13 protein-coding genes and 2 pseudogenes are annotated in these 13,646 nt (G+C 62.2%); 8 read left to right on the top strand and 7 right to left on the bottom strand.

Going from position 1 to position 13,646, the window contains the following annotated elements; genetic code table 11:
• The first annotated feature begins 65 nt into the window (after positions 1 to 65).
• Positions 66 to 974: a hypothetical protein gene (locus LGM42_RS09070; protein WP_060317894.1), complete on the top strand. Its 909-nt coding sequence runs from the start codon at positions 66 to 68 to the stop codon at positions 972 to 974.
• 288 nt (positions 975 to 1,262) lie between these two features.
• A complete protein-coding gene (locus LGM42_RS09065) occupies positions 1,263 to 2,315 on the top strand; it encodes a CaiB/BaiF CoA transferase family protein (protein ID WP_226232052.1) in 1,053 nt (350 codons plus the stop codon).
• A 58-nt stretch (positions 2,316 to 2,373) separates the two neighbouring features.
• Here the strand turns inward: LGM42_RS09065 and LGM42_RS09060 are convergent, their stop codons facing one another.
• Positions 2,374 to 2,817 carry a PaaI family thioesterase gene (locus LGM42_RS09060; protein WP_006480333.1) on the bottom strand — a complete coding sequence of 148 codons (444 nt, stop codon included), beginning with the start codon at positions 2,815 to 2,817 and terminating at the stop codon, positions 2,374 to 2,376.
• A 281-nt stretch (positions 2,818 to 3,098) separates the two neighbouring features.
• On the opposite strand from LGM42_RS09060, the gene LGM42_RS09055 reads away from it, so the two are divergent.
• Positions 3,099 to 4,718 carry a methyl-accepting chemotaxis protein gene (locus LGM42_RS09055; RefSeq protein WP_226232051.1) on the top strand — a complete coding sequence of 540 codons (1,620 nt, stop codon included), beginning with the start codon at positions 3,099 to 3,101 and terminating at the stop codon, positions 4,716 to 4,718.
• On the opposite strand, the gene LGM42_RS09050 is transcribed toward LGM42_RS09055, so the two are convergent.
• A complete protein-coding gene (locus tag LGM42_RS09050) occupies positions 4,691 to 5,800 on the bottom strand; it encodes an AGE family epimerase/isomerase (RefSeq protein WP_226232050.1) in 1,110 nt (369 codons plus the stop codon). The two genes, LGM42_RS09055 and LGM42_RS09050, sit on opposite strands and share 28 nt — an antisense overlap.
• Positions 5,801 to 5,917: 117 nt before the next feature.
• On the opposite strand from LGM42_RS09050, the gene LGM42_RS09045 reads away from it, so the two are divergent.
• A complete protein-coding gene (locus LGM42_RS09045) occupies positions 5,918 to 6,616 on the top strand; it encodes an MgtC/SapB family protein (RefSeq protein WP_226232049.1) in 699 nt (232 codons plus the stop codon).
• Positions 6,617 to 6,755: 139 nt separating this feature from the next.
• Here the strand turns inward: LGM42_RS09045 and LGM42_RS09040 are convergent, their stop codons facing one another.
• Positions 6,756 to 7,334 (bottom strand): YbhB/YbcL family Raf kinase inhibitor-like protein, encoded by a 579-nt coding sequence (locus LGM42_RS09040; RefSeq protein WP_059581827.1) that lies wholly within the window; start codon positions 7,332 to 7,334, stop codon positions 6,756 to 6,758.
• 185 nt (positions 7,335 to 7,519) lie between these two features.
• Here LGM42_RS09040 and LGM42_RS09035 point away from each other — a divergent pair.
• From LGM42_RS09035 to LGM42_RS09025, 3 genes and pseudogenes are all read left to right on the top strand, one after another.
• Positions 7,520 to 7,796: pseudogene (locus LGM42_RS09035) on the top strand (transposase); the annotation flags it as partial.
• A gap of 125 nt (positions 7,797 to 7,921) precedes the next feature.
• A complete protein-coding gene (locus tag LGM42_RS09030; RefSeq protein ID WP_226232048.1) occupies positions 7,922 to 8,830 on the top strand; it encodes a helix-turn-helix transcriptional regulator in 909 nt (302 codons plus the stop codon).
• 88 nt (positions 8,831 to 8,918) lie between these two features.
• Entirely contained in the window at positions 8,919 to 10,208 is a 1,290-nt protein-coding gene (locus LGM42_RS09025) for an MFS transporter (RefSeq protein ID WP_226232047.1), read from the top strand.
• Between the two features lie 109 nt (positions 10,209 to 10,317).
• Here LGM42_RS09025 and LGM42_RS09020 read toward each other — a convergent pair whose 3' ends face one another.
• Both LGM42_RS09020 and LGM42_RS09015 read right to left on the bottom strand, forming a co-directional pair.
• The gene (locus LGM42_RS09020) at positions 10,318 to 11,001 is read right to left on the bottom strand and encodes a response regulator transcription factor (RefSeq protein ID WP_060317909.1); all 684 of its coding nucleotides are present in this window, start codon (positions 10,999 to 11,001) and stop codon (positions 10,318 to 10,320) included.
• A gap of 124 nt (positions 11,002 to 11,125) precedes the next feature.
• The gene (locus LGM42_RS09015) at positions 11,126 to 11,494 is read right to left on the bottom strand and encodes an H-NS family nucleoid-associated regulatory protein (protein WP_081083370.1); all 369 of its coding nucleotides are present in this window, start codon (positions 11,492 to 11,494) and stop codon (positions 11,126 to 11,128) included.
• A 609-nt stretch (positions 11,495 to 12,103) separates the two neighbouring features.
• On the opposite strand from LGM42_RS09015, the pseudogene LGM42_RS33325 reads away from it, so the two are divergent.
• Positions 12,104 to 12,169 (top strand): annotated as a pseudogene (locus LGM42_RS33325) (ESPR domain-containing protein); the annotation flags it as partial.
• Between the two features lie 620 nt (positions 12,170 to 12,789).
• On the opposite strand, the gene LGM42_RS33195 reads toward LGM42_RS33325, so the two are convergent.
• Both LGM42_RS33195 and LGM42_RS33190 read right to left on the bottom strand, forming a co-directional pair.
• A complete protein-coding gene (locus LGM42_RS33195; protein ID WP_060317912.1) occupies positions 12,790 to 13,059 on the bottom strand; it encodes a hypothetical protein in 270 nt (89 codons plus the stop codon).
• Between the two features lie 99 nt (positions 13,060 to 13,158).
• Positions 13,159 to 13,347: a hypothetical protein gene (locus LGM42_RS33190; RefSeq protein WP_319001448.1), complete on the bottom strand. Its 189-nt coding sequence runs from the start codon at positions 13,345 to 13,347 to the stop codon at positions 13,159 to 13,161.
• Positions 13,348 to 13,646: the final 299 nt, after the last annotated feature.

The following is a 13,646-nucleotide window of genomic DNA, read 5'->3' as shown; positions in this document are numbered from 1 at the left end:
TGTGCGCGATGCTCGCCGCGTGCAAGAGATTTATTTTCAGCGAGCTTATCCGAGGGGATCAGAAAATGAGCATTCTGAAAGTATGCCGTTGGCCGAAGGTCGGTGTTACCTGGGACGTCATTACCGAGGGGACCGGGGAGCTGAAGAAAAAGGCCGGCGAGAAGTTCTCCGTGACCGGGGTGAACAAGGACCAGCTGAGAACCGAAAGCACGTACTACGTGTATCAGGGCTCGCATGCCGACCAGGGCCAGAAGGTCGTGTGCAAGAGCCTCAGTCCGACCGGGAACGTGGCGGAGTTCCAGGTTCAGGCGCAGCTGTTCCAGGCGGAGGAATACGGCGTGCTCGTCCAGTCGTTCCAGAACGCGCTGGCGGCCGCGACGAAGACGGTCGATATCGGAATCGGCAAGAAGGACTTCGCGACGCTCAAGCAGGCCCGCTACAACCTGTGCTTCGCCAAGAAGGTCGGAGACGCGGCGTACAACGTGGTCTGGCGCGCATCGTTCGAGTATCTCGAGGACAACGAGTTCTCGTGGACGCCGATCTACCAGATCTTCGGAACGAACCGCTATCAGGACGGCATTTCGGTCAAGGCGTCGACCAAGAAGGTCTCGATCGGCCTTGGGGAGATCGTTACCCTCGACAAGTACGGCCAGTTCGGGGCGCCGTCGACGGGCGGCGACCCGACCGCGATCAACATGGAGAACGACTACGGCGACATCCACCCGGGCATCTGCCAACTGAGCACGGGTGTGGACGGCGAGGCCATCAGCACGCCGATCTACGCAGCCCCCGACGTGATGGTGTCCGGGGAGGCATCGTTCACGCCGATCGAGAAAGTGCTCGTGTGGTTCGAGCAGAACATCGAGACGTCGACGATCTTCTCGAAGGCGCGGTCGCGGAGCATCGAGATCGACCTCACGAATACGAATTCGACGGGGCGAGTGTACGAAGGCGGGCAATGGAAAACGCCGTGATCCTGCCGTGACCGACCGGGTTGTCGGCCGTTACGTCGAGATCGATCTCTCCGGCGTTTCGACGGCGGCCCGCGTGTATCGGGGGCGGTCCTGGATCATCCCCTGACTGCAGAGGCCGGCGACGTTTCGCCGGCCTTTTCGTTTGCCGTTCTGCCTGCCGCCTCACGGATTCGAACCGGACGTCGTCGATGCGCGAAAGCACGTCAGAATACGTGTATCCGGCGCACATGCCTGCCTGCGGTGAAGGCTCGCCTATCCCCGCTTCGATCGCATTCCCACGAGGTCGCCATGTCATTGCACGCACCGCTTGCCGGCATCCACATCGTCGAATTCGAAGGTCTCGGCCCCGGCCCGCTCGCGGGCTGGATGCTCGCCGGCATGGGCGCGCGCATCACGCTGGTCGCGCGCCCGTCTGGTCGCACCAGCGCGCCGGACGCGCTACGCGCCCGCGACGGCGACCTGCTGCGCGAAGGCAAGACGATCGTCGAACTCGACCTGAAGGCGCCGGCCGGGCGTGACGCCGCGCTCGACCTGATCGCGCAGGCCGATGCGCTGATCGAGGGCTTGCGGCCCGGCGTGATGGAGCGGCTCGGCCTCGGGCCCGACGCTTGCGCGCGCCGCCATCCGAAGTTGGTCTACGGGCGCATGACCGGCTGGGGCCAGGATGGACCGCTCGCGGCCGCGGCCGGGCACGACCTGAACTACGTCGCGCTGACCGGGCTGCTGTCGCTGTCCGCACCGCGCGACGGCCGGCCGGGCGTGCCGCCCACCGTCGTCGGCGATGCGGGCGGCGCGCTCGGGCTTGCTTTCGGGATCGTCTGCGCATTGCTCGACGTGCGCGGCGGCGGGCCGGGCCGCGTGGTCGACGGCGCGATCGTCGACATCGTGTCGATGCTTGGTTCGCTCGCGCTGTGGGCACGCGCGAACGGGCAACTCGACGGCGCGCAGCCGAGCCTGTTCCACGACGCGCCGTTCTACGACGTGTATCGCTGCGCGGACGGCGAATGCGTGACGATCGGCGCGCTCGAGCCGCCGTTCTATGCGCTGCTGGTCGAACGGCTCGGGCTGACCGACGTCGATCCCGCGTCGCAGTACGACCGGGCGCGCTGGCCCGCGCTGAAGGCGCGTTTCGCGGAGGTGTTCGCGCAGCGGCCGTCCGCGCACTGGCGCGCGCTGCTCGAAGGCACCGACGCGTGTTTCGCGCCGGTGCTGAGCGTGGCCGACGCGGCCGTGCATCCGCACAACGCGGCGCGCGGGATCTATCGGACGGATGAGCACGGGAACGTGTGGGCGAAGGTGGCGCCGCGGTTTTCGCCGTTGGCGGGGGATGACGCGGCCTAGCGGCGCGACTCAGGGGCCAGCCGGCCGCGATATTGCCCGCCGGTTGCTCAGGCCGTTCTCACGCCGTTTCCACCGGCGCATCCGGCATCTTGCCGTCGCCGACCCGATTGATCGTGCCTTGCGCGATCGCGACGAGCCGCTCGTGATCGCCGTCGATGACGAACACGTGGCACTGGCAGGTCGCCTGGTGCCGGCCCGCGTAGACGAGCTTCGCGCGGGCGACGAGCGTACCGTTCACGGCCGGCCGCAGGTAGTTGATCTTGTATTCGGCGGTGATCACGCGCGGGCCGAGCACGAGCGCGCCGGCGAAGGTCAGCGCGTTGTCCGCGAGATAGCTGATGACGCCGCCGTGCACGAAACCGTGCTGCTGCCGCAATTCCTCGCGCACGGGCAGACACAGCGACACTTCGTTGTCGCCGATATGCATCAGCTCCGTGCCCAGCAGCATGCTGAACGGCTGCGCGCGCAATGCGCCGCGCGCGTGGTCCGTGATGTCGGTCATCGAATTTCCTTCGAAATGAGTGCCCGCTTGCGCTGAACTCTAGGAAGGGGGTTCCGGATAAGCAAGGAAATTCGTCCGCATTTCGTGCAAATCCCGGTGCGATGCGACGCGATTATTGCGTCGAATACCGAAGATCTCCGCGTTTGCGGGCGATTCGACGCGAATGCGCGAGCGAAGCGCGCGATTGGCCCGCGTTTCCGGCCGTTCCGCCTAAAGTCCGACGAAGAAATGCCGCTAATGCCGGGGCATTGCCTCATCGTCCGCTTTCCAGGAATCCCCCCATGTTCGGAAAAATCAAGCTCGCGTCGGGTCTGCTCGGCGTGTTGACCGTGTTCTGTCTCTTCCTGTTCGCGATCGAAGCGCTCGGTTTCTGGACGCTCGCGTCGACGCGCAGCGGCGTCGACGATCTGTCGAACGTCGCGATCGCGCAGGTCGACGCGGCCAGCCGGGCGACCGAGCAGCTGCTCGACGCGCGCATCAACCTGTCGCGCGCCGGCACGCGGATGGTGCGCGGCGGCCCGAAGCCCGAAGACATCATCCGCCACGCCGGCGCATCGCTCGCGGAAGCAGACAAGGCGTTCGCGGTGCTGACGGCCGCGCAGCCGGTCGACGAGACCAACCGCACGCGCGTCGCGGCGCTCACCGAGCGTTATCGCGCGCTGCGCGGCGCGTTGGGCGAACTCGTGCAGTTCCTCGACGCCGACAACATCCAGGCGTTCCTCGACCAGCCGACCCAGGGCTTCCAGGACGCGTACATCGCCGAACTGCATCGCTTCACCGACTATGGCGGCACGTCGAGCCGCGCGGCGCTCGACACCATCGACGGCGGCATGCTGTGGTTCAAGTCGGTCGGCATCGTGCTGCTGGTGGCGATGCTCGCGGCGAGCGCGGCGATTTACGCGGCCGCGCGGCGCGCGGTCGTCGCGCCGCTGGAGCAGGCCGGCCGCCATTTCGAGCGGATCGCGCAGGGCCGTCTCGACGAAGCCGTGCAGGCGGGCGGCGTATTCGAGATCGACCGGATGCTGCGCGGCCTCGCCGCGATGCAGACGAGCATCGCGGGCACCGTGCGCACGGTGCGCCAAGCGTCCGACGCGATCCATCTCGGCGCGGGCGAAATCGCCGGCGGCAACGCCGACCTGTCGGCGCGCACGGGCACGCAGGCCGCGTCGCTCGAGGAAACCGCCGCGAGCATGGAGGAACTGACCGCGACCGTCCGGCAGAACACCGACAGCGCCCGCGCGGCGAGCGCGCTGGCCGACGCGGCGCTCGAAGCGACGAGCCACGGCGGCGGCGTGGTCGACAGCGTGATCGACCGGATGCGCGGCATCGCGCAGAGCTCGGGGCGGATCGCGGAGATCATCTCGGTGATCGACGGCATCGCGTTCCAGACCAACATCCTTGCGCTGAACGCGGCGGTCGAGGCCGCGCGGGCCGGCGAACAGGGGCGCGGCTTCGCGGTGGTCGCGGGCGAAGTGCGCTCGCTCGCGCAGCGCAGCGCGCAATCGGCGAAGGAAATCAAGGCGCTGATCGAGGATTCGGTCGCGCAGATCAACGGCGGCGCGGAGCTCGTCGAGCGCGCCGGTGACGCGATGCGCACGGTGTCGGCGTCGATCACGCGGGTCGTGCAGACGATGTCGGAGATCACGGCGGCGTCGGTCGAGCAGAGCGTCGGGATCGAGCAGGTGAACCAGGCCGTCACGCAGATGGATCAGCTCACGCAGCAGAACGCCGCGCTGGTCGAGCAAGTCGCGGCGGCGGCCGCGTCGCTGAACGACCAGACCGCGCACCTGATGCAGGCGGTGTCGGTGTTCGAACTGGGCGACGGACGCGCCGCACGCGGCGATCGTGCGGCGCCGTCGTTTGCCGCGACGGGTTACGAACCGGCCGGCAGCGCCGCGTAGGCGGTCGCGAGGTGGTAGGGCGTCGTCGACGGCATGTCCGCGCGCGATACCTGACCGTCCGCCGTCTTGCACTCGAACCAGCCGCGCGGATGCAGGAAGCGCGCGGCGAACCGTTCGATCTGACGCGCGAGCGGCGCGGAGGCCGGCGTGCCGCCGTGCGTCGCGAGCGCGCGCAGGTATTCGGTCTGCGCCCAGATCCGCTGCGTGCCGTCGATGCACGCGCCTTGCGCGTCGAGCGCCGCGCACACGCCGCCCGTCTGCGGATCGACGCCGTATTGCTCGGCGAACGCGAACGCGCGCGACAGCGCGGCGCGGAGCCCGGTCTGCGCGAGCCGCGCACCGGCCGCGTCGACCAGATAGAACCACTCGAACTGATGGCCGGGCTCGAAACGGTTGTCGGCCGCCCCGAGCGGCAGCTCGGCCACGCAGCCCGTTGCCGGATCGACGAACGTGCGCTCGACGGCCTGCGCGGTGCGCGCGAGCGCATCGTCGAACGCGGTGTCGCCGAACGCATCGGCGGCAGCAAGCCACGCTTCGGTCAGGTGCATCAGCGGATTCTGCAGCGCGCCGCTGCCGGATGACGAGAAATCGGCGTGCCGTGCGGCATCGAGCAACGCGTCGCCGTGGCGCGGCGCGAAGCGGTCCTGGATCAGTGCGGCCGTTTCTTCTGCGACCGTACGCGCGGCGGCGTCGCCCGACGCCGCATGCCACGCGGCGCACGCAAATACGATGAATGCGTGCGTATAGAGGTCCTTGGTCGTATCGAGCGGCGCGCCGCGCGCATCGACGCTGTAGATCCAGCCGCCGTGCCGCGGGTCGCGAAAGTGCCGGCACAGCGCGTCGAACAGCGTGGCCGCGTGTGCGGTATCGCCGGCTTGCGCGAACACGAACAGTTGCCTCGCGCACGCCATTGCGCGATAACGGGTCGCGGGCAGCGGCGCATGGGTGGCGGGATCGATGGCCTCGAACGGCAGTTGCAATGCCGGGTCGAACCCTGAACCCCGCCAGATCGGCAAGACGACGTGCGCGAAATGGTGGCGCAGTTGGGCGGCCTGGGCGGAAGCGAAGTCGGAAACGGACATGGCGGGGTTTTGAGCGCTTGGATCGAAACGTGTCGGCGCGGCCCGGAGAATCGGCGCGGCCGGGGCCAAGGATAAAACATTCCGCGCGGGCGGCACCAAAAAAAGGAGATAAATCGAATGCTCAGCAACCTGGAACTCGTGATGCGGCTCGTTCTCGCGGCGGCGCTCGGCAGCGTCATCGGCGTCGAGCGCGAGCGCCTGTCGTGGGCCGCCGGCCTGCGCACGCACATGCTGGTGTGTGTCGGCTCGACGCTGATCATGATCGTGTCGGCGTTCGGTTTCGCCGACGTGCTCGGCACCAGCGACCACATCGTGCTCGATCCGTCGCGGATCGCCGCGCAGGTCGTGTCGGGCATCGGCTTCCTCGGCGCGGGCTCGATCCTGCTGCGCGGCGAGATCGTACGCGGGCTGACGACGGCCGCGAGCCTGTGGTCGGTCGCCGCGATCGGGCTCGCCGTGGGCGGCGGGCTCTATGTCGCGGCGATTTCCGCGACGATCATCATTTTGATCATCCTGGCCGGCATCAAGCCGCTGGAGCGGCGCTATTTCACGGTGCGGCAGCGGCGCCAGCTCGCGTTGACGGTGGCGAGCGGCACGCTGACGTTCGATTCGCTGCACGCGGCGCTCGGCCCCGACAGTGCGCGCGTGAAGCAGTTCATCGTGCAGCGTGTCGACGACACGGGCGAGCAGGACGAGGTGCGCATCGCGCTCGCGCGGGTGTCGGAAGGCGAATACAAGGCGATCTGCGACAAGCTGCGCGCACTGCCGGGCGTCACGCGGTTCGACGGCGGGAATGGGATGTCGAGTGACGAATAGCGGCCTATCGGCACGAATGCGCTGGGCGGAGGGAGTCGTCGGTCCGGGGCGTTGGTTGATGCCGCATGGTGTTACGTGGTGCCGTCGGGTGCGGCGGCAACCTCAACGTGGTGGAATGTCGTTGGCGTAATCGCAACCGTCAATCGGTAGTGGAGGCGCGATGATATCGGGCGACGTACTTTGCCTGAGCGATGATTTTCCCGTGCATCTGATAAGCGACGACGGCGGGACTTGCCGCCGGTGCCACGTCGATTTTTTCCACGTTCAGGGCGGATGCCGTCACGACATATCGATGCGATGCACCCTGAGGCGGGCAGGGCCCACCGTATCTGGATTCGCCAAAATCCGTCAATGTCTCGACAGCGCCGCTCGGCATGAGCTTCGGATTGCCGGACGCGCCTTTTTCGATCGACGACTCCGAAGGTGGAATATTGACGATCTCCCAGTGGGTCCAGCCAAGCCCCCCGGTCGGCGCATCGGGGTCGAAGATCGTCACGACGATGCTCTTCGTGCCGCGCGGAACGTGAGCCCACGAAATGCGCGGCGAAACGTTCTGACCGTGACAGCCAAACCCTCCGTACACGTGTTCGTTCGTAAAGTGCCCGCGATGGAGGCCATCGACCGTGATCGTGAACGGCTCCGCGCTGGCTGTCGCCGGGATGAACGCCAATGCCGTTGAGGTGAATAGAATCGCGGACAAAAAAATCCTCGGTCGCATGACGTTGCTCCGTTGAAGGGTGAGAGTTCAGTACAACGGTATCCACGGTATCTTGTGGCGATTCGCGCCGGAAGGCGCATTCGCGAACCACGGTGTTGCCTTGGCTGCAACGTCGACGCGTAGCTACTGTCAACGTTTCTCTCGACCTGTTAGCCCTGAGCCGTCGCGACAGCCGGATCAAGGAGATGGGCAGACGGATCATTGACGACGCGTTGTGGAAACTGATCGAGCCACTTCTAGCACCGGCCAAGCCCCCGTCGGTTCAAGTATCCGCGTCGCAAGCCCGTGCTGAATCGCGCGGCGCCGACGGGCATTCTGTTCGTGCTGAAGACCTGCATTCGCTGGCGCGATCTTCCTGCCAAAATGGGATGTGGCTCGTGCGTGAGTTGCTGGCTGCTGCCGCGGGACTGGCAAGAGGCTGCAGTCCGGGATGCATTTCATGCGTTGCTGCTGACCAAACTACTGCGAATCCCTGTCGATCCTCGCTTCCCTCGAGGCCAGGCCTTCGCACTGCGAATCGATACTCGCCTTTGCGGTCGAAACATGTTCCAATTATTACAACATTGCATGCCACTTTTGATCCGATCATGGACGCCAATCCGGCCACGCAGTTTCCGTGTTCCAACGCCTCTCCCTCAGAGGGTCGCATCCTGACAGCGCTACCAGATACATGGAAACCCGCACCAGTGGTGTCACCGTGGGACGGGATTCAAGTGCATAACTATCAGATCCGCGAAGAGGGAGAAGTACGGGATTTGCGATTCGAATCGAACCTGCTTCTTTGCTTGTATCGAAAGCCCCACGAGCGGGTTGAAAGCCTCAATCGATTCGGCCGCTGGCAGCACGCCGATGCTTCAGATAGCAGTGTGGCGTATGGTCCACCTAATGCGGCGTTGAATTATCGATGGGGCGTCAACCTCGAGCAAAGCCATCTCATTATCAATATCGATTGGCTTCAGGGTACCTCCGGCCGGATGCCGATCCCGCTCCATGGGTGGTTTGCGGGTATCCACGATCGCATACTGGTGCAACTCATTGACGAGATCGTGCGGGACGCGTCATCGGGCACGCCTACTGGCGTCGAACATGCCGAGTGGTTGGCGCTCTCGGCGCTTTACCGCTTCACGGCGCTGGCCCGAAATACCACATGGGAGTGCAACATGGGGCTCGCAGATGCGATTATGGACCGGGCATTGCAATTCATTCACGCTGGGCTGGATTCAACGCTTCGAGTCCGAGAGATCGCTAGTGCCGCGGGCTTCGAGTCAAATTTGTATGGTTTCATGCGCCTGTTCGGAAAGTACACCGGTTTACCACCACATCAATATGTGATGGAAGCTCGCCTCGAGCGTGCGAAGAATCTGTTGCTTCAGGGGCACGGGAGCGTAACCGACGTAGCGCTGGCATGCGGATTCAACAATATGAGCCATTTCTCGACCGCTTTCAAACGCCGATGGGCTGCGTCACCATCCCAGTTGATCAAAGGAAGCCGATGATCGCCACGGCGAGATATCACGTCGAAATCCTGCTCCCGGTCGGGAACGACACACCTTCCGCCCCGTAGGCCGCCTGTACGGAAAATTTATGAAACAAGCCTACAGCCTGCGCTGGTGGGTCGTGGCGCTCGGCTGCCTCGGTACCATCATCGATTATCTGTCCCGCAACGCGCTTGGGGTGATGGCGCCGGAACTCAAGTTCATTTTGAACATGAGTACGCAGCAATACGCATACGTGGTCGGTGCATTTCAGGCGGGCTATTTAGTCATGCAACCGATATGCGGGCTGGTCATAGACTTGATCGGCTTGCGGATTGGCGTTGCCATATTCGTAGGCATCTCGTCATTTGCGGGTATCTTGCACGGCGTGGCCGGTGGATGGCTATCGCTGGCTGCACTGCGTGCGGTAAAAGGCGCCGCCGATGCTGTCGCGATTCCCGCCGGGATGAAAATCGTTGCCGAATGGTTTCCAGATCACGAAAAATCGGTTGCGGTCGGTTATTTCAACGCTGGCACATCACTCGGCTCACTTTTTGCACCGCTGGTCGTCGTGTTCCTGTCTCGCGAGTATGGCTGGCAAAGCGCGTTCACCATTACCGGCGCGCTGGGTTTCGTATGGTCGGCAATTTGGTATTTTGTCTACCGCTCGCCAGGGCAATACCAGGGGCTGGCCAAGACGAAACACGTCGAGCCTCCCGGTAAGCGAATGTCAGTCCGCACCGAGTGGCATGAAGGAATCCGGCGCATATGGAAGGTGCTTGGAATGCGCCGTTTTTGGGCAATAGCCCAGGCGCGCTTCTTTGCCGAGCCCGTCTGGCAGACCCTGATTTTCTGGGTGCCGCTGTATCTGGCAACGGAACGGCACATGGACCTGAAGCAGATTGCACTGTTTGCATGGCTACCCTTTCTCGCAGCCGACCTGGGTGGCCTTTTCGGCGGATACTTGTCGCCTTTCCTGATCAACCGCTTTCACGTGCGGCTAATCGGATCGCGCGTCGCCGGCGTAGCGCTCGGAGCCGTTTTGATGTTCGGGCCCGCGTGTATTGGGCTAGTCGCTACGCCGCTTCAAGCAATCGTTCTGTTCTGCATGGGTGGTTTTGCACATCAGATGATCTCCGTACTTCTCAATACGCTGTGTGCAGACGTCTTCGAACCGGATGAGGTAGGTACTGCAGCGGGACTGGCCGGTATGGTGGCCTCGATTGGAGGTCTTGGATTTTCGTTGCTGTTGGGTTCGACTGCCGACCGGTTTGGATATGGGCTTTTCTTTGGAGCATTTGGAGCCTTCGATCTTATTGGGGCGACGATACTCTTCATCCTTTTGCGTGACGTGACACGCCGGGCTCAGGTCGCCACGGAAGACAGGACCTTCCAATAGTTGCATCGATCGCAGTGTCCGGCGGCTCCGTCCGCCAACGAGCGCCGCATTCCGCCATGCACAGCCCGGAAAGTAGACGATGCAGCGGGCTTATGACTGGGCGTGCTGCTTAAACCTTCTCGAGTCTATATCCGAAGGTGTATACCGACTGCAGCCGGAGGCCATGCTCCCCATTGAGTCGCAGCTTGTTTTTCACGCGATAGATATGGGTGTCAAGAGATCGCGAGGACGTGTCGCCTGCGTCTCCCCAGACAAACGTTATCAGGTGGTCGCGGGGAACGACCCGCCCGACATTTCTGAAAAGCGTGGCGGCGATCTCGAACTCCTTCCTTGTCACTTTAACTGGCTCGTTGTTGACGAAGATATTTCGACCGCCGCGTGGAACCAGGTAATTTCCGACCAAGACGGAGTCATCTGATTCTTCAGAGATGTTCGTGCGTCGGATTACAGCATTCACTCTGGCGATAAAATCTTCTTTGCTCATCGGCATGCGGATCCAGTCATCTGCGCCAGCGTTGAGTACATCCGCGGTGGAACAGTCCGACAATACGCCGGACAAAGCCAAGACGGGAATTTGCTTGCCGAGGTTATGCCGAACCCAGCGGATGAGGTCGAGCCCCGGCATGGCCGGCACAGTCAATTCCAAGATAACGAGATCGAACATCGCTTGTTGAAGGGCGCGCACAGCCTGGGCGCCGTTCTTGACGGCGACCACATCATTTTCGCGTTGCTGACAGAGGAGGCGCGCGAGATCACCATATACTGCTCGCTCGTCCAAAAACAAAATCTTCATATATCGTTCGTGTGAAGCGAATATTTCACCTTTGTGTGGTGAAAATCAACCACCTTCGGTTGAGGTGTGGTTCTGATTCTGAGTTAATCTGATGTGTTTCAGGATCAAGTGCATTTCTGAAATGCTAATCTAGTAACGTGTGATCGCGACCCATTTGAAGGGGCGACAATGGCTCACCGGAGCGGAGGCTTCTCTGAGTCTCATCGTGCGCGACCGGGCTCAGCAAAAATTCTTTCCGGTTTTTCCCTTTAATCCAGTGCGGCTCGCGACCGACTCCTGACCACGTGCATCCGGACACCGGATCGTAGTATTTGGCCCTTCTTTTTCGCTGGCGTTGATGTTCAGGGGGGAATACGTCGCGTGCGGTCAAGTTGAACAATTTCACGCACATCCTGATCTCTGATATCACGGCGTCAATCATTTTCAATTTCTCAATCTCAAGTTCGTGATCGAGCCGCTTCTTCAAATCGAGATAATTTTGATAGGTCTGCATTGACGTGTCCTAGAAAGGTGGAAGCAAATTATCTACACGGCTGACGCTTCCTCAAGCAATGGCGAGAGGTGGCGAGGCATTCTCTAAATTCACCCGGACGCCACTGCTATCAGTGCGGCCGGATATAGCAGGTGCGCATACTCGCTCATTGACTACTCCGTGCGATCAGATGTTCGTCCATGGATGTCTGTCTTTCTGAAATATTGTCACGCTTCGCCGTGCCGTGCTTTTTGAATTTTTGCGGGCTTCGTGGACGCGAAAAAAATTTGAAAACATCAGACAGAACTACTGCCACCCGGAGAAAAGGCGGGGTTGGCGTGACGTATGGTCAGTCATTTTGGAGCGGTCGTTTGTTGCCATCGAGCGCCAATAAATTAAACGGCAGGCGATATTCGATCTGACGAACCTTGACACATATTCACCGGATTGGTGCATTTTCGTGAAAATTGTTCAGCCCTGACTGGAACGGTCAATTGGAGAATCGTCGCTAGCCGGTGGGTTGGTTTGGCATTTAGCTCGCCGTTGAAAGGTCGACATTTTTTAATTTGTCAGATTTATGTGAAAGGGTCGATTGGCGGAAGCTGCGGCTCGATATCGACGGGGATCTAAATGAACAAGAGTTACAGGACAATTTGGAACGAGGCGCTTGGCGCTTGGGTGGCCGCCTCTGAAAACGACTCGGCTCGCGGAAAGCCGAACAAGAGAAGCGTAGTTGCGCTGATGGCCCTTGCGCTGATTTCGTCCCCGCATACTGTTCTGGCGCAATATTCGGCGGGCTTGGGAGCGGCCACTCAAACAGGTGCGATCGCAATTGGTGGCAATAGCGGGATCACGAATGCATCGACTGCTGGGGACATTGCAATTGGTTCAGCTGCGGCAGCGAATTCAGGTTCGAACGTGTTTGGGACCATGGGGCCGGCGGTTGCCATTGGTTGGGCCGCTACCGCTTCGAATCTATATGCGACCGCACTTGGCGCGTTCGCGACCGCCGCCCAAACGCACGCCACGGCAATTGGCGGGCATGCTGTTTCGACAGTTGACGGTGGCACGGCAATTGGTTATGGGGCCACCGCTGCAGCTATAAACTCCGTGGCTTTAGGTAATGGGTCGATAGCCGATGCTTTGGTTACTGCACCGATCGGGACAACAATTAACGGTATCCTATATACTTTTGCCGGGGGCGGCGGCAACGCGGTAGTTAGCGTAGGTGCCCCTGGTGCCGAAAGAACCATCACCAATGTTAATGCAGGGCAGATATCGTCAACTAGCACTGATGCGATTAACGGATCGGAGCTTTATGCGACGAACCAAGCGATTACTGCCGTCGCGTCGAGCGTGACAAGCCTGTCTACAGCAGCTGCCGGTGCTGTATCAGCAAGCAGTTCAATTGCGTCGCTCTCGACGGGACTCAGTTCAACCAACAGTTCCGTGACTTCGCTGTCGACGTCAACCTCCACCGGGATCAGCACCGCGCAAAGCGGCGTCACTTCGTTGTCGACAAGTCTGAGTTCGACCAAAAGCACGGTGACCTCGCTGTCGACGTCGGCCTCGACGGGGATCAGCACGGCTCAAAGCGGCGTGACGTCGTTGTCGACGGGCCTGAGCGCGACGAATAGCACGGTGACCTCGCTGTCGACGTCGGCCTCGACGGGGATCAGCACGGCTCAAAGCGGAGTGACGTCGTTGTCGACGGGCCTGAGTTCGACGAATAGCTCGGTCGCGTCGCTGTCGACGTCGGCTTCCACCGGGATCAGCACCGCGCAAAGTGGCGTCACTTCGTTGTCGACCGGTCTGAGCTCGACGAATAGCTCGGTGGCCTCGCTTTCGACGTCAGCGTCGACGGGGATCAGCACGGCTCAAAGCGGAGTGACGTCATTGTCGACGGGGCTGAGCTCGACGAATAGTTCCGTGGCCTCGCTTTCGACGTCAGCGTCGACGGGGATCAGCACGGCTCAAAGCGGAGTGACGTCGTTGTCGACGGGCCTGAGCGCGACGAATAGCACGGTGACCTCGCTGTCGACGTCGGCGTCGACGGGGATCAGCACGGCTCAAAGCGGAGTGACGTCGTTGTCGACGGGCCTGAGCGCGACGAATAGCACGGTGACCTCGCTGTCGACGTCGGCGTCGACGGGGATCAGCACGGCTCAAAGCG

It is taken from the genome of Burkholderia sp. AU39826 (assembly GCF_020419965.1).
Lineage (GTDB): Bacteria > Pseudomonadota > Gammaproteobacteria > Burkholderiales > Burkholderiaceae > Burkholderia > Burkholderia semiarida.
This window is presented reverse-complemented; position numbering and strand designations above follow the sequence as displayed.